Origin of the sequence: Streptomyces sp. NBC_01433 (genome assembly GCF_026340105.1) — a bacterium.
GTDB lineage: Bacteria > Actinomycetota > Actinomycetes > Streptomycetales > Streptomycetaceae > Streptomyces.
This window is the reverse complement of record NZ_JAPEPM010000001.1, coordinates 3,966,512-3,984,479: the sequence shown is the minus strand read 5'-3', so window position 1 is coordinate 3,984,479 and position 17,968 is coordinate 3,966,512. Positions and strand designations below refer to the sequence as shown.

Below are 17,968 nucleotides of genomic sequence, written 5' to 3'. Positions count from 1 at the left end.
GGCGGAGCCGCGGTTGCAGGAGGGGGAGGAGCAGGAGGAGGAGCTGGAGGAGGAGCAGGAGCAGTTCGCGGAAGCAGTAGCCGACAGCGACACACAGAGATCTACGGGGAGAGGACTCTTGTCCACACGCTCAGGGACCATCGTCAGCGCCGCCGCCACGCTCACCTGCCCGCACGGCGGCCGGGCATCCGCCACCTCCGGGCGACCGGCCGCCGTGCGGGTGGACGGGCTGCCCGTGCACACGGCGTCCGACGTCTTCGCGGTGACCGGGTGCCCGCACCTCGTCGACGGGGTGCCGCATCCGTGCACCACCGTCCGGTGGACCCCGCAGCCGGGCGGCGTGCTCGTCGACGGCGCGGCCGCCCTGCTGCACACGAGTGCGGCGCAGTGCTTCAGCGCGGCGCTCGTGCCGCAGGGGCCGCCGGTCGTCGCGACGGCGCTGCGGGGGGTGGTCTGCGGATGAGGGCGAGGACCGTACGCGGCGACATCGCGTTCCCGTTCCGTATCGACCGGCGTGGGCGCAGCGCCCACGCCCCGTACGACGACCATGTGCGGGATCTGGTGGAGCAGTTGCTGTTCACCAGCCCGGGCGAGCGGGTGATGCGGCCCGACTTCGGCTGCGGGCTGCTGGATCTGGTCTTCACACCGAACAGTCCCGAGCTGGCTTCGGCCCTGGAGCTGTCGGTGCAGGCCGCGCTCCAGCGCTGGCTGGGCGAGCTGATCGATGTGGAGTCCCTGGACGTGGTGAGCGAGGAGAACGTGGTCCGGGTGTATCTGCGCTATGTGGTGCGCTCCACCGGGAGCCGGCGCGACGAGGTGTTCGAAGGGAGCGGGCCCGCATGAGCAGCCCGAGCAGGGAGTTGGTCTGCCGCGTGGACGGCAGGCGGGGCAAGGTGCGTGCGGCGCGGCTCGGTGGCGTGGACGCGGTGGAGTGCGGCGACGACGGTCTGACGCTGACGGTGACGTTCCTCGGCAAGGCGCCGCACGGGCTGTGCCCGGAGAACATCCGGATCGACGGCGGCCGCCGGATCACCGGGATCGAGGCGGTCGAGGTGGCCGTGGAGCGCGAGGAGGACCCGGAGCTGGACGACCGGCTGCTCGTGACGGTCGACCGGACCGGGGACACCTCGCGCTACCGGCTCTCGGTGGTGGACTCCGATCCGTACGGGCGGCCGGGTACGGAGCCGTTCCGGGGGTTCGATCAGCGGTACTTCGGGGCGGAGTTCACGTTCCGGCCGGACTGTCCGACGCCCTTCGACTGCGTGGACGGGGCGGCGGGCGACGACCCCGGTCCCCGGCGCGAGGCGCCCGTCATCGATTACACGGCGCGCGACTACGACTCCGTGCGCCGGCTCATCCTGGACCGGCTGGCGCTGACCACGCCCGGCTGGGTGGAGCGCAACCCGGCCGATCTCGGTGTCGCGCTCGTGGAGCTGCTGGCGCACACGGCGGACCGGATCGGCTACCAGCAGGACGCGGTGGCCACCGAGGCGTATCTGGACACCGCCCGCAGGCGGGTGTCGGTGCGGCGGCACGTGCGGCTGATCGACTATCCGATGCACGACGGGTGCAACGCCCGGACGCTGGTCACCGTCGAGGTGACGAAGCGGCTGACGCTGCGGCCGGGCACGTTCCGGTTCGCCGCGGTCGACGTCCGTACGCTGGGGCCGCGCGACCGGCCGGAGATCGGCGCGGTCGTGGAGGACCGCGAGCTGGCGGTGCTGGCCGAGCGCGGTTCGGTGGAGGTCTTCGAGCCGGTGGTGGCCGGGGAGCCGGTCGAGCTGCGGCCCGCGCACAACACCGTCCGGTTCTGGACCTGGGGCGACGAGGTGTGTGCCCTGCCGAGGGGCGCGGTCTCGGCGACGCTGCGGGACGAGTGGGCCGACAAGAAGCGCTCGGTGCGGACGCTGGCTCTGTCACCGGGTGATCTGCTGGTGTTCGAGGAGGTGCGCGGGGCGCGTTCGGGTACGCCGGGCGACGCGGACCCGGCCCATCGGCACGCCGTACGACTGACCTCTCTCACCCCGGGCGTGGACCGGCTCTCCGGGCAGCCCGTGCTGGAGGTCACCTGGGGTCGCGAGGACGCGTTGGCGTTCCCGCTGTGTCTGTCGACGCGCGGCGGCCCCGGCTGTGAGCCCGTGGCGGATGTGAGCGTCGCGCGGGGCAATGTGGTCCTCGTCGATCACGGCAGGTCACTGACGTTCGGCGGGGCGCTGCCGGAGACGGTGACCGTGCCGCCGGAGCCCGCCGTGCTCGGTTCCTGCGAACCGTCCGGCTTCGGGTGCGGGGACCCGGACGCGGGCAACGCCACGGCGCGGCTCGTCGTGGCCCGCCTGGAACAGACCCGGCACGGGCAGCTGTTGACCGCCCGTCAGGTGCGGGAGCTGTCCGTCCTGGTCGGCGACGAGGAGGTGACACGCGCCGGGATCGGGCTGGAGCTGGCCGGACGGCGGCGCGAGAAGGTGGTGCCGGGCACGGCGTACGAGCAGGCCGAGGCGCTGGCGACGCTGCTGGCGCAGGTGGTCTATCCCGGCATCCGGCCCCGGTTCCGGCCGGTGCTCCAGCGCTCCCCCGTGGTGTGGGCGGCGCCGTTCCCGCTGTCGGAGCATGTGTCGGCCGGGCAGGCCGACCGGCTGGCCGCCGTGCCCGGACGGGTACGGGAGCGGCTGGTGGAGCTGTGGCGCAGCGCCCGTGACCACGACGGGCTCGCCGAGGCGGAGATCGATGAGCTGACCGTGCTCTTCGGTCTGCGGGTGCTGGAACATCTGGAGCTGCACCTCCACCCGGTGCGGGCGCTGCGGGAGCTGCTGCACCGCAGCCCGCGGCTGCTGGCGCGGAAGCTGCGCAGGCTCGACGTGCTGACGGCGCGGGCGCGGGCGGGCGCGGTGCTGGACGCGGGCATCGCCTGGGAAATCGCCCGGAGTTGGGGACGCGGTTACGCGACCGGGCTGCGTCCGGACGATCCGGTCCTGCGGGGTCCGGCGGCGGCGCTGGTCCAGGATCCGCGGGCCGCTCTGCCCGCCGTGACGGCTGTGACAGCCGTGGGCGCGGTGACGGCCATGGACAGTGGGACGGCCGTGACAGCCGTGACAGCCGTGGACACGGTGACGGACGCGCACGGCGAGACGGGCACGACGGGTGTGACGGACGCGGAGGGCGTGACGGCCGTGGACGGCTCGGCGGTGTGGACGGCTCGGCGGGATCTGCTCGGCAGCGGGCACCGGGACCGGCATCTGGTCGGTGAGCTGGAGGACGACGGGCGGGTGGCGCTGCGCTTCGGCGACGGGCGTCACGGTGCCCGCCCGCCCGCCGGGGCCCGGCTCGCTCTGCACTACCGGCTCGGCGGCGGCACGGCGGGCAATGTCGGCGCGGAGGCCGTCAGCCATCTGGTGCTGTGCCGGGACCCGGAGGCCGAGGACGCCGGTGACGCGCTGCCGGTCGCGGGGGTCCGCAATCCGCTGCCCGCGATGGGCGGCACCGACCCCGAACCGACGGACCAGGTACGTCAGTTGGTGCCGCTCGACCTGAAGCGCACCCGGCAGCGGGCGGTGACCGCCGAGGACTACGCGGCGCTGGCGTCCGCGCTGCCGGGGGTGCAGCGCGCGGCGGCGGAGATCCGCTGGACGGGCAGCGTGCAGGAGGCCCATGTCGCCGTCGACGCGCTGGGGGCCGGGGAGCCGGACCCCGAACTGCTGGACTCGGTGGCGTACGCGCTGGAGAGCTACCGGCGTATCGGCCACGACCTGGTGGTCGGCCCCGCCAGGAACGTACCGCTGGACATCGCCCTGTCGGTGTGCGCGGCACCCGGTCATCAGCACGGGCAGATCCTGGCCGAGCTGTACCGGCTGCTGGGCGCCGGACGGCTGCGGGGCGGGCGGCTCGGGTTCTTCCATCCCGATGCCCTGGTGTTCGGCGAACCGGTGCGGCTCAGCGCCCTGGTGGCCGCGGCGGCCGGGGTGCGGGGCGTGGAGGACGTGACGGTGACGCGGCTGCGGCGGCTCTTCGACAACGGCCTGGACGATCCCGCCCTGGAGACGGGCGTACTGCGGCTCGGTCCGCTGGAGATCGCCCGTTGCGACAACGACCCCGACCGGCCCGAGAACGGCCGGCTGACCATCGAGCTCGCCGGAGGTACGCGATGAGCGGCGCGGACGGCTGCGGTTGCGGTTGCGGCGGACATGATGAGCGGCGGGCGCCCGATGCCCTCTACAACCCGCCGGGGCGCACGGCCCTCGACTACCGGGTCGGTGACTACGGCTCGTTCCTGGCGGCCATGGTGGACCGGCTCGCCTCCCCCGCCTACCCGGCACTGCGCGGGCTGACGGTCCGCACCCCGGACGATCCGGCGATCGGGCTGCTGGACTCCTGGGCCGTCGTCGGTGATCTGCTCACCTTCCACTCCGAGCGGATCGTGGACGAGGCGTATCTGCGCACCGCGAACGAGCACCGCTCGCTGGCGCTGCTCGGGCGTCTGGTGGGTCACCGGCCGAGGCCGGGGATCGCCGCCGACACCCATCTCGCGTACACCCTGGACCGGGATCCGCGCGACGAGGACGTGGAGGTGGTCATCCCGCGTGGGGCGCGCAGCAACAGCGTTCCGCTCACCTCCGAGGACGAGTCGCAGGTCTTCGAGACGTCCGCCGATCTCGCGGCCCGCGCGTCGTGGAACGAGCTGGCGGTGCGCGGGCGCAGGCCCTCGCTGCTGACCGAGGAGGATCTGAGCGGCCGCTCCGAGATCCAGGTCGCGGGCACGGCGACGGGGCTGACGACCGGGGACCGGCTGCTGTTCGTCTTCAAGAGCCGTCAGGGCACGAAGGACGGACAGGGTGGGGACGGACAGGGTGGGGACGGGCAAGGCAGGTCGGACGGGCAGGGCGCGGGCGCCCAGGGCACGTCGGGCGCCCAGGACACGGACAGCCAGGAGCCGGGGCAGCGGCTGCTGCGTACCGTCGCCCGGCTCCGGGTCGACCGTGAGGAGGACGTGACGGGGATCGGGCTCCAGCAGTCCGCCCCGCCGTCCCTGGCCGAGCTGGTGGCCCTGTTGCGCGAGTGGATCACGGAGGACGAGCGGGCGGTCGAGGACGGCGAGCCCACGCCCGACAACCCCAATCCGCGTCCCGTCAGCCGGTACATCGAGGAGTTCGACACCCAGGTGCTGGCCCCGCTGCGGGCCGACCTGGACACCATCGCCTCGCCCGCCCGCCTCGCGGCGCGGCTGGCCGAGCCGCACGAGCGGCTGGCCGAGGCACAGGCGGTGGCCGGTGCGCACGAGGAGGTCGCTTCGTGGTTCGAGCAGTTGGAGGCGATGGTCGGTGAGGTGATCGCCCAGGCCGCGGACCTGGAGCCGTCCCGGCCCGCGCCCGAGCTGCTCCGCAAGGGCCTGCCGGAGGGTTCGGCGGCGCTGCGGGCGCTGGGCGCGGTGCTTCCGGCGCTGCGCGGCGGGGTCGTACGCCCCGGTGCACGCCCTGGTGTACGCCCCGGTGCACGCGCCGCGGCACGCGCCGGGTCGTCGGGCACCGGTACGCGACGGCTGTCGGCGCCCGGATCGGACCTGGGGGCACGGCAGTTGTCGGCGCCGGGCTCGGACCTGGGGGCGCGGCTGCTGGCGGCGCTCGACCCGCGGATCACGGACGGGATGTATCCGGCGTGGCGGCAGTCCGCCCCGACCGCGCCCCCGCTGCTCCACGAGGTGCAGGCGCTGCGGGTGACATCGGCGCCGTTCGGGGCGATGGCGCCGCTGCGGCCGGTGCAGGACGAGCGGGGGCGGGTGATCAGGCAGGCCGACTGGCCGCTGAGCGGTTCGGCCCTGACGACGATGCGCGTCGTGTTCGACACGGCGGGCAGGGTCCCGGTGCGTGCGGAGTTCCAGTACACGGAGACGGGTTCGTCGGTCCAGCAGTCGGAGAATCTGTCGGCGGAGACGACGTTCGAGCTCGGGCCGGGCCGGGTCACGGTGATGGCGCGGGCCGGCCAGGACCACGATCTGAGCTGGCTCGGCAGGCGGCCCTCCGACTCCCAGGAGCCGGGGGTCACCGCCCGGCTGCACGAGGGCCTGCCCGAGCGGACGCTGTTCGTCTCCCGTCCCGGTGAGGACGGCCTGGTCCATGTCGTCGTGCACAACGGCGAGTCCAAGAGCTGGCGGCTGGCGCCGGGCGATCACGAGCAGGTCCGGCACGACGGCTACGAGCTGACCGTCCGCTACACGGTGGGCGGCGAACCGGCGAACGTGGTGATCGGCATCGCGTCGGTGCCGGAGCCCGCCAACCGGCGGGTCATCGCGCTCGACTCGGTGCAGGACTCGGTCACGGTCGGCAGCTGGGTCGCGATCGAGCGCCCCCGCAAGGGCGCCGAGGGACCGGACGGCATCCCCGGCGACCCGGACCTCCGGTTCGTCACCACCAGGGTCACCGCCGTACGCACCGCCGTGTACACCGACTTCGGCATCACGGGCCGCGGTACGGAGCTGACGCTCGCGGACCCGTGGCTCGACGAGCACGACGTGCTGCTCTCCACGATCCGGGACACCGCCGTGCACGCGGGCGGTCAGCCGCTGCGGCTCGCCCAGGAGCCGCTCGGCGAGGACGTGCACGGCAACCAGCTGGAGCTGGCCGAGCTGTACGACGGGCTGCGCCCGGGACGGCAGTTGATCGTGTCCGGGGAGCGTACGGACGTGCCCGCGGTGACGGGCACCGAACTGGTGACGGTCGCGGACGTCGAGCAGGTACTGGACCCCATGGTGCCCGGCGACCATGTGCACACCCGGCTGACGCTGACGACGGACCTGGTGCACCGCTACCGGCGGGCCACCGTGCGGGTACGGGGCAATGTGGTGGCGGCCACGCACGGCGAGAGCCGCGAGGAGCCGATCGGCAGCGGGGACGCGGACCGGATCAACCAGACGTTCGCGCTGTGGCAGTCACCGCTGACCTGGCTGCCCGCCGACAACCCGCTGGGGGCCACCCCGGCCCTCGAAGTGCGGGTCGACGGGCTGCTGTGGCACGAGGTGGACAGCCTCGCCGGGCGCGGCCCGCGCGAGCGGGTGTACGTCGGCGGGGTGGCGGGCGGCCGGACGACGGTGACCTTCGGCGACGGGGTGCACGGGGCACGGCTGCCCAGCGGCCACGAGAACGTCCGGGCCCGCTACCGCTTCGGTACCGGCCGGGCCGCCAATGTCCGGGCGGACCGGATCACCCAGGCGGTCACCCGGCCGCTGGGCGTCACCGGGGTCACCAATCCGCGGCCCGCGACGGGCGGCGCGGACGCGGACGGCCCCGGCCTGACCCGGTCCACGATCCCGCTCGCCGTGTCGGCCCTGGACCGGCTGGTGTCGGTCGCCGACTACGAGGACTTCGCCCGCTCACGCGCCGGGATCGGCCGGGCGGCGGCGCGCGAGATCTTCGACGGCAGGCGGCGGTTGCTGCATGTGACGGTCGCCGGGGTCGCGGACATCCCCGTCGCCGAGGACTCCGATGTGCTCACCGCGCTGCGTTCCTCGCTCGCCCGGTACGGCGACTCCCGGCTGCCGGTCCGGGTGCAGGTGCGCGAACTGGTGCTGCTGCTCCTCGCGGCGAAGGTGCAGGTGGCCCGCGACCACAGCTGGGAGCTGGTCGAACCACGGCTGCGCCAGGCCCTGTTGGCCCGGTTCGGCCCCGAGCGGCGCGAGCTGGGCAGCCCGGCGCGGCTGTCGGACGTGCTGGCCACGGCCCACTCGGTGCCCGGTGTCGGCCATGTGGACGTGGACGTCTTCGACGGGGTGCCCGCCTCCCTCACCCCCGAGGATCTGCTCGCGCTCGCCGAGCGGGAGGCCGGACCGCGGGCGACGGTTCCGGTGCGGCTCGGCGCGTACGACGAGGACGTGCACCGGGTCACCGCTCCGGAGGGCGAGACGCTCACCTCGGTCGCCGCCCGGTACGGCATCGGGCTCGGCGAACTGCTGCGTCTCAACCCGGACATCACCGACACCCGGCGCCTGGCGAAGGGCCGCGCGGTGTTCGTCTTCCGCGGCATCCGGCCCGCCCAGCTCGCCCTGCTGTCACCGGACGTCCCGGACACGCTGATTCTCACGGAGGTCACCTCATGAACACCCAGGAAGGGAGCGCCGCATGAGCAGGGAACCGGACGGTCTCGCGGAGCTGCTCCCGCAGTGGCACCGGCTGCGGGACGCCGAGGGCGGTGAGCCGCTGCGCGCGTTGCTCGCGGTGATCGCCGAGCAGGTGGACCGGGTGCGTGACGGGGTCGAGCAGAGTTACGAGGACCTGTTCGTGGAGACGGCGTCGCCCTGGGTGCTGCCGTATCTCGGCGATCTGGTGGGCTACCGGCCGCTGCCCGGATACGAGCGGGTACGGACGGCCGGCCTGGGCGGGGACGGCAGCAGCGGCAACGGCAACGGCGATGACGAGGCCCGTACGCGGCTCGCCGAGGCGCTGGCGCCGCGCCGCGATGTGGCGGCGACGGTCGCCAACCGCCGCCGCAAGGGCACTCTCGCCCTGCTGGAGGAGCTGTCCCAGGAGGTCGCCGGGTGGCCGGCCAGGGCGGTGGAGTTCTCCCGGCTGGTCTCCCAGCAGCAGCCGGTGAAGCTGTACGGGACGGGGGCGCCGGCCGCCGACGTACGCAGGCTGTCCCGGGGGCGGCTCGCCGATGTCCGGCAGGGTGCGCGACTGGACCTGGCGGGCGGGCCGTTCGACACGACGGCACGGTCCGTGGACGTACGCAGGGCGGGTTCGGCGCGCCGGGCGGGGGGCCATTCCCCCGCCGGGGTCGGGCTGTTCGTGTGGCGGCTGAAGCCGTACTCGGTCACCCGGGCACCGGCGTACTGCATCGACCGGGCGCGCAGCCTGTACACGTTCTCGATCCTGGGCAACGACAGTCCGCTGGTGACGAAGCCGGTGCCGGAGCCCTCGGCCACGCATATCGCGACGGTCGACAACGTGCCCGCGTTCATCAGGCGGCGGCAGCTCTCCGACCGGCTCGCGGACTACTACGGGCCGGGCAAGAGCTTCACCGTCTGGCGGGACGGGCAGGACGAGCCGGTGCCGATGTCGGACATCGTCGTGGCGGACCTGTCGGGCTGGCGCTACCGGCCCAAGCTCGGTCAGGTGGCCGTGGACCCGGTGCTGGGGCGGCTCGCCTTCGGGTCGCGTTCGGCGCCCCGGCAAGGGGTCTGGGTCACCTACCACTACGCCGCGGGTGACGACATCGGCGGCGGCGAGTACCCGCGCGAGCGCGTCACGCCGCCCGCCGCCCGCTTCTACCGGGTGGGTCCGGGCCAGGCGTTCCAGCGGATCATGGACGCGTACGAGCAGTGGCGCGCGGACCGGCGGGCGGGCCACTGCGGGGCCGAGGGCATCATCGAGATCACGCACAGCGGCGCCTACCAGGAGCAGCTCGACTTCGACCTCGACCGCGGCGACCGGCTGGAGCTGCGGGCGGCCGAGGGCTGCCGTCCGGTGATCCGGCTGCTCGACTGGTACAGCAACCGGCCGGACGCCCTCAACATCCGGGCGCGGGAGCGCGAAGGGATCCAGGTGAGCGACGGGCCCCAGGAGGGCGAAGGGACCGAGGGCGGCGGGTCGCCCACCGGCGGGTCGGCCACCGGCGGTGGCGGTGGCGGGGACGCGCCGCGCATCGTGCTGGACGGTCTGCTGGTCACCGGGCGCGGGCTGCATGTCAGCGGGCCCGTGGGCGCGGTCGTGCTGCGGCACTGCACCCTGGTGCCCGGTTGGTCGCTGGAGCCGGAGTGCGACCCGCACTCCCCCGAGGAGCCGAGCCTGGTCCTTGACCGGACCACCGCCTGTGTCTCCGTCGACCACAGCATCATCGGCACGATCGAGGTGATCGGCGACGAGGTGAGCCACGACCCGCCGGCGATCCACCTCCGCGACAGCGTCCTGGACGCCACCGGCCACGACCGGGCCGCGCTGTCCGCCCCGGACTGCCGTCACGCCCATGCCGTACTGCACGCCCACCGCACCACGGTCATCGGCGAGGTGCACACGCACGCGGTGGAGATCGCGGAGAACAGCGTCTTCACCGGGCAGCTGCGGGTGGTGCGGCGCGGCGTCGGCTGCCTGCGCTTCTCGTACGTGCCGCCCGGCTCCCGCACCCCGCGCCGCCACCGCTGCCAGCCCGACCTCGTGGGCGCCGAACGGGCACAGGAGGTGCGTCCGCTGTTCAGCGGCGAGCGGTACGGCACCCCCGCGTACGGGCGGCTCGTGGACGGCGGTCCGTGGCAGATCCGCCGGGGCGCCGACGACGGCTCGGAGATGGGCGTCTTCCACAACCTGTACGAACCGCAGCGCGAGGACAGCCTGCGTGCCCGGCTCGCCGAGTACACCCCGGCCGGTACGGACGCCGGGATCATCCCCGTCACCTGACCCGGCCACCCGTCCAGCCACCCCTCCAGTCAGCCACCCGTCCAGCCACCCGTCCAGTCGGCCGCCCGGCCCGGCCCGGACACGACACGGCGACCGGCCCGGTCGCCCCACCCGACTTCTTCCGACTGCCGAACTTCCAAGGGGGACCCCTTCCCATGCACGCAGATCTCTCCCGCGACACCTTCCGGCCGGACCGGCACTACTCGGCGGTGCTCGCCCAGCAGGGCCGCGTCCAACTGGACGCGGACACCAACGAGCAGGCCGCGATCCAGCTGCACCGGGCCCGTACCACCGCGGCCGACCTGATCGGACGGCACGGCGGCCCGCGCGGCGCGACCGGCTTCGAGGTGAAGTTCCTGGGCGGCAGCCGGGAGCTGGACGACCTCTCCCTCGGCGGCGGCCGCTACTACGTGGACGGCATCCCGCTGGACGCGACCCGGCCCGAACCGGGCGTCCCGGCCGAGGACGACGCCACCGCGCCCGACGACGAGGCCCCGGCCAACGCCCCCGCGACCTGGACGTACTGGGACCAGCCGGACGGCTACCGGGACCCGGAGCGCCCCGGCGACCGGCTGCCCACCCAATTCCCTTATCTGGCCTGCCTGAAGGTGTGGGAGCGGGTGGTCACCGCGGCCGAGGACCCGCTGCTGCGCGAGGTGGCGCTGGGCACCGCGATGCCCGACACGGCGGCCCGGGTCAAGGTGGTGTGGCAGGTCGTGCCGCTGCCCGGTGCGGAGCTGGATCTCGTGGACGGCGCGACGAAGGACCAGGTGCGGGAGGCGTTCGACACCTGGTCGGCGGCGCAGGCGCCGACGGCCCGGCTGGCGGCCCGCAGCGAACGCCCGGACCGGGCGGACGAGGACCCGTGCCTGGTCCGGCCGGACGCCCGCTACCGGGGGCCGGAGAACCAGCTGTACCGGGTGGAGATCCATCAGGGCGGCGCGGCACAGGACGCCACGTTCAAGTGGTCCAGGGAGAACGGTTCGGTGACCTTCGCGGTCGAGGAACTGGACGGTACGTGGGTCGAGTTGGCCTCGCTCGGCAACGACGACAAGCTCGACCTGAACGTCGGTGACCTGGTCGAGTTCGTCGACACCGCCTACACGAGCCGCCGTGAACCGCTGCCCCTGCTGCGGGTGGAGGAAGTCGATCTGCCGGGGCGCCGCGTGCGGCTCTCGGGCGAGCCGGAGCCCTTCGTGGGCCGGCGCCCCGAGTTGAACCCGTACCTGCGTCGCTGGGACCACCGCCCGGCGACCCGCAGGACCAAGGGCGCCGCGAAGGTGCGCGACGGTGCGCTGCGGATCGAGGAGGGGGCCTGGCTGCCGCTGGAGGACGGTGTGTTCGTGTACTTCGAGCCGGGCAGGACGTACCGCTCCGGCGACTACTGGACCGTGCCCGCCCGGACGGCGACGGGCGGCGTCGAGTGGCCGACGGACGCGGCCCGGCGTCCGCTGCTGCGCTCGCCGCGCGGTGTGCGGGTCCACCACGCGCCGCTGGCCTGGATTCTCGGCGAGGGGTCGGTGGCCGATCTTCGCCAGGAGTTCGGACCGCTGGCCGCGCCGATCCCGGCCGCGGACGAGGAGGCCCTGGCGGCGGAGGCACGGGCCGAGGAGGAGGCGGTGGCCGCCGAACGTGTGGCGGACAGCGGTTCGACTCCCCCCGTTACCGGGCAAAACGATCAGGAGACGAACGAGAGCTGACGCACTATTGAGTGCGTCGAACCACCGCACCACCTGGGAAGGAGCACCACGATGGCAACGCCTCTGTCGGCCGACAAGCTGCTCAAAGCCCTTCGTGACGAGGGCCTGCGTGTCGTCGAGCACCGGAGCTGGCGTACACACAACCGCAACCACAAGGGCCCGTGGGGCCCGGTGAACGGGGTGATGATCCATCACACCGTGACGTCCGGAACGCAGAGTTCGGTGGAGCTCTGCTACAACGGCCACTCCAGCCTCCCCGGCCCGCTCTGCCACGGGGTGATAGCCAAGGACGGGACGGTGCATCTCGTCGGCAACGGGCGGGCCAACCACGCCGGGCTCGGCGACGACGACGTCCTGCGGGCCGTGGTCAGCGAGTCGGCCTCACTGCCCTCCGACAACGAGGCCAACACCGACGGCAACCGGCACTTCTACGGCTTCGAGTGCGTCAACCTCGGCGATGGGAAGGACCCCTGGCCGGCGGCGCAGCTGCTCGCGATCGAGAAGGTGTCCGCCGCCATCTGCCGGGCGCACCACTGGTCGCAGCGCTCGGTGATCGGGCACAAGGAGTGGCAGCCGGGAAAGGTCGACCCGCGCGGGTTCACGATGGACTCGATGCGCGGCCGGATCAAGTCCCGGCTCGGCGGCAAGCCGGACGGCCCGTCGAAACCGCCCGCACCGCCGAAGTACGAGCCGTTCCCCGGTGCGGCGTTCTTCAAGTCGGGCAGACGCAGCGCGATCGTCACCGCGATGGGCAAGCGGCTCGTGGCGGAGGGCTGCGGGCGTTACGAGGTGGGTCCCGGACCGGCCTGGTCGGACGCCGACAAGAAGTCGTACGCCGCCTGGCAGCGCAAGCTCGGCTTCTCCGGCAGCGGGGCGGACGGCATTCCGGGCAAGGCGAGCTGGACGAAGCTCAAGGTTCCGAACGTCTGATCCGCGGAGCCCGGTCCCGAACGTCTGGTCCGCGGAGCCCGGTCCCGAACGCTGTACGGGCGCCAGGCCCTGTCGGGGCGCCGGGCCCTGTCGGGTGTCTCTCGACAGGGCCCGGCTCCCGTACGCCGTCAGCGGTTGAACGAGCTGCCCAGGGCGGCCTTCGCCGCCACCGTGCCCAGCGTCCCGTGACCGAAGCTGAAGGACCCCTTGGCGCCGAGGCCGGAGGCGGTGGCCGGGAAGAACCAGAGCGAGCCCGCGTCCTCGCCCTCGCCGGGCGCGCCGACGGCCAGGTCTGCGCGGCCGTCCTTGTTGACGTCCGCGAAGGCGGCGGCGCCGGCGAACAGGTCACCCTTCTCCGCCGTGCCGGGGACATCCGGTGTGGACTGGTTGAAGCCGAAACTGCCGGTGCCCGTCGGGCCCGTGGCCTTACCGGGCAGGATCACGATGCCGCCCGCCCGCTGGACCGTGCCGAGTGCCTCCCTCGGGACGCCGATGGCGATCTCGCCGAAGCCGTCGCCGTTCGTGTCGCCGATCGCGACGGACGAGCCGAAGCCGTCGGATGCCTCCGCCGCGCCCGGGACGCCCGCCGAATCCTGGTTGAAGACCTTGGCCTTGGTGCCCTGCGGTCCGGTGGCGCTGCCCGGTACGTAGGTGAGCATCCCGCCCTTGGAGAGCGGCAGGCCGAGGTCGCTGTCGTAGCCGTCGATCGCGCGTCCGACGGCGAGGTCGGCGTACTTGTCTCCGTTGACGTTGCCGACGGCGAGGCGTTCGCCGCCCTCCAGGGAGTAGCCGTCGCCGCCCTTCACCTGGGTGTACTCGCCCGGTCCCGCGGGGCTGCCGTTGCTGATGAGGATGCTGCGGTCGTCGAACTCGTCGCCGCTGTGGACGACGGCGGCGAGGTCGTCGCGCCCGTCCCCGTTGACGTCGCCCGCCGCCAGGTCCAGGTAGCGCTTGTCGTCCATGTCGGGCAGCTCGGTGGTGGCGGACGCGCGGCCGTCGCGGGTGAACGGGCCCAGGAGACTCTGGAGATCGTGGTCGCGGACGGTCGCGAGGTCGGGGGCGCCGTCCCCGTTGAAGTCGCCCGCGGCGAGATGGGTGCCGACACCGTCGTACTGCTCCCCGTTCAGAACGGTCGCGCCGCCCGCGAGTCCGCCCGCGCCGCCCCAGATGACGGTGAGCGAGCCCGCGGCGTCGCCGGTGCCGACCTTCTCGCCCGAGGAGCCGACCACCAGATCCGCGTAGCCGTCCCGGTCGAGGTCGGCGGAGACCACCGAGCTGCCGAAGGCGTCCTTCGCCTCCGGGGTGCCGGGGATGTCGGCCGTGCTCTGGGTGAAGACCTTCTTGGCGGAGTTCTTGATCCCGGTACTGGAGCCGTACGCGACGCCGACGTATCCGGCGCCCGCGAAGCCCTTGACCGTGGCACCGGGGGCGGCGAACGCGATGTCGGGGTATCCGTCGCCGTTGAAGTCGGAGTGGAGACCGGCCGGGGCGGCCGCCCGCTCGGGTGCGGCCGGGGCTGCCGGGGCGGCCTGGGCGGTGGGCAGGGCGAGGGCGGCGGAGGCGACCGTGATGGCCAGGACCACACCGGTACCGAGTGCTCGGGGTGCCACAGGAACTCCTTCTGCTGACGTGTACGGAGAACGTTCTCGGGTGTTCGTGAAACATTCCGCCGAGGTCTGCTGAACGGGGGTGGCAGTGACGGCTGGTACCCGGTGAGACGGGCGGACCGGCCCGACGGTTGCACGCCGATCCGTACAAGTACGCCTGTCTTGTTCCCTGTTCCCGCCCTCTGCCGAAGGAGTGACCCGGTGACCTCACAGGTCCGGCTCGTGACGGGTGAGGAGCTGACCGGCCACGCCGAGGGCATCCGCACCGTGTACGCGGAGGCGTTCTCCGCCCCGCCGTGGAACGAGGACCCCGCGGAGGCGGACAGGTATGCCGAACGTCTCGCCGAGGACGCGGCGCGGCCGGGATTCACGGCGGCGGTGGCCCTGGACGGGAAGGCCGTGACCGGCTTCGCCACGGCCTGGACCACGCCGGAGGTCTTCCCCGGTGACCGCAGTTACGGTCAGGTCGCCCATGCGCTGGGACCGGAGTGTACAACAGCCTTGCTGTGCGGGGCACTTGAGGTCGACGAGCTGGCCGTCAGCCCCCGGGCGCACGGCACGGGGCTGGGCACGGCACTGCTGGCGGCGGTGAACAGCCCGGCCACGGACGGCCGTTGCCGGCTGCTGACCTCGGCACGGGCGGGGGCCGCGCTGCGGCTGTACGAGCGCGCGGGCTGGCATCGCGTCGCCACACCGGTACCGGGCAGGGCCGGGCTGGTCGTGTTCCCCGGCCCCGGACACCCGGGCGCCCGCGAAGCGCGTACGTGAACGAAGCGCCGCCGCGAACGGGGCGCGTACGCAGCCGAAGCGCGGGCGCACACCCACGCGATCCCGCTCGCCGCCAACGACCCCAACGCGGTGTGCGGCCCGCTCAAGCAGGCCATGAAGAGGGACATGGAACTGGTGAAGGTCGCGATCGACCGGTTCGACTTCTGCGGGCTCCCACGGCTCCGGCGCGGCGGTCGACGGTCGGCGGGCCCGACGGCTACAGCGCGGCCGTCAGCAGGGCGCAGGCGGCGAGGGAGAAGACGGTGCGGACCCGGTGGAGGGCGTTCCAGCGGGACTCGAACGCCGTGCGGGCCGCGCTGTCGTCACCGCCCTCGGAGTCCGCGAGCGCCTTGTTCAGCGGGATGTTCCCGGCGATCGTGATCAGATGCCCGATCACGGCGCAGGCCAGCCCCGCCACGACGACGGGCAGCCGCGACTCCCCGCCGACGCCGGAGACCAGCGCCGCGACCGGAAGGGCGACCACTCCGAGGAACAGGACGAGGAAGACCGGCCCCGGCACCTTCTCGTTGAAGCGGCGCATCGCGGCCGTGAACTGTTCGTCCGGCAGCGCCGCGAGTCCGGGCATGATCGCGATGAGGAACGTGAGCATGAAGCCCGCGTAGAGGCCGTTGACGATCGCGGAGAGCACCAGGAACAGGGAGGTCATGGTGCACATCATGACGCGGGACGGCGGGCGGCACAGCCCCAATTCCCCACGGCCTTAAGCACCGTACGCACCCGCCTGCCCTTCCCGCCGAAACCCGCCTGAGCCCGCCGAAGCCCGCCTGAGCCGCGGCCGGGCCCCTCCGAAGCGCGGCCTGAGCCCGGCCGGAGGCCGCCGAAGCCCACCGGGACCGTCCAAAGCCCGGCTGGGCTCGGCCGATCCCGCCGGGGCTCAGCCGATCTCGCCCTCGGCCGCGCCGCCCTCCTTCGGACCGTCGCCGCCCTTGAGCCGGTCGGCATGGCGGATCGCCGTCGCCAGCTTCCGTACCGAACTGTCCTCGGTCACGCCCGCCAACTTCGACGCACGGGAGGCGAGTTCGGCGAGTCCGGGCATGCCCGGCAGCTCCCCGCCGCGCAGTGTTTCGGCGAAGTACGCGGCAACCGCCGCCACTTGGAGCCGCTCACCGGTGTCGCCCCACAGCGAGCCGTCGATCGACCCGCTCCGAACGGAGCCGGTCTCCTCGTGCGCCTCACGGGTCCTGGGGTCGAGCCAGCGCACCGTGGCCGTCGCCACCCGGCCGGACGCGCCCTCCCGCAGCCGTACGGCATAGAGCGCGGTCACCGTGTGGCCGGGGCCGACCTCGCCGCCGTCGACGCTGTCGTCGCGGAAGTCCTCGTCGGCGACCTTGCGGTTCTCGTAGCCGATGAGCCGGAACTGCTTGACGTTCTCGCGGTCGAAGGCGACCTGGGCCTTGGCGTCGCGCGCCCGCAGTTCCACATGGGCGGGCAGCTGATCGACGAAGACCTTGCGCGCCTGGGTCTCGTCGGCGATGTACGTGGTGTCGCCGTCGCCCTTGTTGGTGAGGCGCTCCATCAGCGCGTCGCCGTAGTCGCTGCCGACCCCGACGCCGAAGAGCGTGATGCCGTGCTCGCGGCGTGCTTCACCGATGCGTTCGAGGATCGCGTCGGCCCGGGTCTCGCCGGTGTTGGCGAGGGCGTCGGAGAGCAGCACGACGCGGTTGGTGGCGCCCTCGCGGTGACCCTCGACCGCCTCCTCGTAGCCGCGCACGATGCCGGCCTCGACGTTGGTGGAGTCGGTCGGTTCCATCTCCTCGACCGCGTCGCGGATCGCGGTCCGGTTGCCCCGGAGCCGGGTCATCGGCAGCCGGGTCTCGGCCTCGTCGCTGAAGGTGACCAGGGAGACCGCGTCGTCGTCGCGCAGTTCGTCGGTGAGGATCGTCAGGGACTTCTTCGCCAGGTCGAGACGGCCCGGCTCGGCCATGGACCCGGAGATGTCGACGACGAACGTCAGGGCGGCGGGCGGGCGTTCACCGCTGGGCGCGGCAGCCCTGGTGGCCAGGCCGACCCGGACGAGCGACCAGTCACCGGCCCCCTTTCCTGAGCCGTCCCCTGAGCCGTCCCCGGAGCCGCGCCCGGAGCTGCCCCCTGAGCCGTCCCCTGAGCCGTCCCCGGACTCCCCGTCGGCCCGCGCCCCGTCGACGGTCACCGAGAAGCCGTTGCCCTTCGGCCGCTCGTAGCCCTGGCGGAAGCTGTTGACGAACTCCTCGGGCCGTACGGTCCCGGGCTCCGGCAGCCTGCCGTCGCCCAGGGTGCGGCGCGCGTAGCCGTAGCTGGCGGTGTCCACGTCCAGGGCGAACGTGGACAGATAGTCGGGCGGCGCGACGTCCCGCTGCTTCCCGGCCGCCCCGTCACCCTTCGCGGCGCCGTCGGGCGCCGCGAAGGGGTCGGGCGCCGCGGAGGGGGCGGCCGGAGCAGGCTGCCCGCCGCCGGTCGACCCCGGTTCCTTCCGGGCGGTGGACTGGCGGTCGGCGGACGAGGCTCCGTCCATTCCACCGCCGCAGCCGGTGATCAGCACTCCGCCCGCCAGCAGCAGTGCGGCTGCCCGTGTCCGGTGTTTCATCGGTAC

General features: G+C 73.4%; 11 protein-coding genes. 8 read left to right on the top strand and 3 right to left on the bottom strand.

Going from position 1 to position 17,968, the window contains the following annotated elements; all coding sequences use genetic code 11:
• The first annotated feature begins 13 nt into the window (after positions 1-13).
• The 7 genes from OG413_RS17985 (at position 14) to OG413_RS17955 (ending at position 13,003) form a co-directional block, all read left to right on the top strand.
• Complete coding sequence (locus OG413_RS17985) at positions 14-463, top strand: hypothetical protein (RefSeq protein ID WP_323137874.1); 450 nt, start codon at positions 14-16, stop codon at positions 461-463.
• Complete coding sequence (locus tag OG413_RS17980) at positions 460-843, top strand: GPW/gp25 family protein (RefSeq protein ID WP_073723364.1); 384 nt, start codon at positions 460-462, stop codon at positions 841-843. The genes OG413_RS17985 and OG413_RS17980 overlap by 4 nt, the downstream gene beginning before the upstream one ends.
• Positions 840-4,142 carry a putative baseplate assembly protein gene (locus OG413_RS17975; protein WP_266806775.1) on the top strand — a complete coding sequence of 1,101 codons (3,303 nt, stop codon included), beginning with the start codon at positions 840-842 and terminating at the stop codon, positions 4,140-4,142. The genes OG413_RS17980 and OG413_RS17975 overlap by 4 nt, the downstream gene beginning before the upstream one ends.
• Positions 4,139-8,080 (top strand): putative baseplate assembly protein, encoded by a 3,942-nt coding sequence (locus tag OG413_RS17970; RefSeq protein WP_266806773.1) that lies wholly within the window; start codon positions 4,139-4,141, stop codon positions 8,078-8,080. Before OG413_RS17975 ends, OG413_RS17970 begins: the two co-directional genes overlap by 4 nt.
• 22 nt (positions 8,081-8,102) lie before the next feature.
• Entirely contained in the window at positions 8,103-10,373 is a 2,271-nt protein-coding gene (locus tag OG413_RS17965) for a hypothetical protein (RefSeq protein WP_266806771.1), read from the top strand.
• 155 nt (positions 10,374-10,528) lie between these two features.
• A complete protein-coding gene (locus OG413_RS17960) occupies positions 10,529-12,073 on the top strand; it encodes a DUF6519 domain-containing protein (RefSeq protein ID WP_266806770.1) in 1,545 nt (514 codons plus the stop codon).
• Between the two features lie 51 nt (positions 12,074-12,124).
• A complete protein-coding gene (locus OG413_RS17955; protein ID WP_266806768.1) occupies positions 12,125-13,003 on the top strand; it encodes a peptidoglycan-binding protein in 879 nt (292 codons plus the stop codon).
• A gap of 128 nt (positions 13,004-13,131) precedes the next feature.
• On the opposite strand, the gene OG413_RS17950 is transcribed toward OG413_RS17955, so the two are convergent.
• A complete protein-coding gene (locus tag OG413_RS17950; RefSeq protein ID WP_266806766.1) occupies positions 13,132-14,613 on the bottom strand; it encodes an FG-GAP-like repeat-containing protein in 1,482 nt (493 codons plus the stop codon).
• Positions 14,614-14,811: 198 nt separating this feature from the next.
• Between OG413_RS17950 and OG413_RS17945 the strand changes: the two genes are divergently transcribed.
• On the top strand, positions 14,812-15,378 hold the full coding sequence (locus OG413_RS17945) for a GNAT family N-acetyltransferase (RefSeq protein ID WP_266806764.1): 567 nt from the start codon (positions 14,812-14,814) through the stop codon (positions 15,376-15,378).
• 217 nt (positions 15,379-15,595) lie between these two features.
• Here the strand turns inward: OG413_RS17945 and OG413_RS17940 are convergent, their stop codons facing one another.
• Both OG413_RS17940 and OG413_RS17935 read right to left on the bottom strand, forming a co-directional pair.
• Positions 15,596-16,045, bottom strand: a complete 450-nt coding sequence (locus tag OG413_RS17940) for a DUF1772 domain-containing protein (RefSeq protein ID WP_266806762.1) — start codon at positions 16,043-16,045, stop codon at positions 15,596-15,598.
• A 228-nt stretch (positions 16,046-16,273) separates the two neighbouring features.
• On the bottom strand, positions 16,274-17,962 hold the full coding sequence (locus tag OG413_RS17935; protein ID WP_266806760.1) for a von Willebrand factor type A domain-containing protein: 1,689 nt from the start codon (positions 17,960-17,962) through the stop codon (positions 16,274-16,276).
• Positions 17,963-17,968 lie beyond the last annotated feature (6 nt).

What these genes read in the sequence shown, in the direction of transcription:
- OG413_RS17980 (WP_073723364.1), top strand. Translation starts at nt 460, where the DNA reads ATGAGGGCGAGGACCGTACGCGGCGACATCGCGTTCCCGTTCCGTATC.
- OG413_RS17975 (WP_266806775.1), top strand. Translation starts at nt 840, where the DNA reads ATGAGCAGCCCGAGCAGGGAGTTGGTCTGCCGCGTGGACGGCAGGCGG.
- OG413_RS17970 (WP_266806773.1), top strand. Translation starts at nt 4,139, where the DNA reads ATGAGCGGCGCGGACGGCTGCGGTTGCGGTTGCGGCGGACATGATGAG.
- OG413_RS17965 (WP_266806771.1), top strand. Translation starts at nt 8,103, where the DNA reads ATGAGCAGGGAACCGGACGGTCTCGCGGAGCTGCTCCCGCAGTGGCAC.
- OG413_RS17960 (WP_266806770.1), top strand. Translation starts at nt 10,529, where the DNA reads ATGCACGCAGATCTCTCCCGCGACACCTTCCGGCCGGACCGGCACTAC.
- OG413_RS17955 (WP_266806768.1), top strand. Translation starts at nt 12,125, where the DNA reads ATGGCAACGCCTCTGTCGGCCGACAAGCTGCTCAAAGCCCTTCGTGAC.
- OG413_RS17940 (WP_266806762.1), bottom strand. Translation starts at nt 16,045, where the DNA reads ATGACCTCCCTGTTCCTGGTGCTCTCCGCGATCGTCAACGGCCTCTAC.
- OG413_RS17935 (WP_266806760.1), bottom strand. Translation starts at nt 17,962, where the DNA reads ATGAAACACCGGACACGGGCAGCCGCACTGCTGCTGGCGGGCGGAGTG.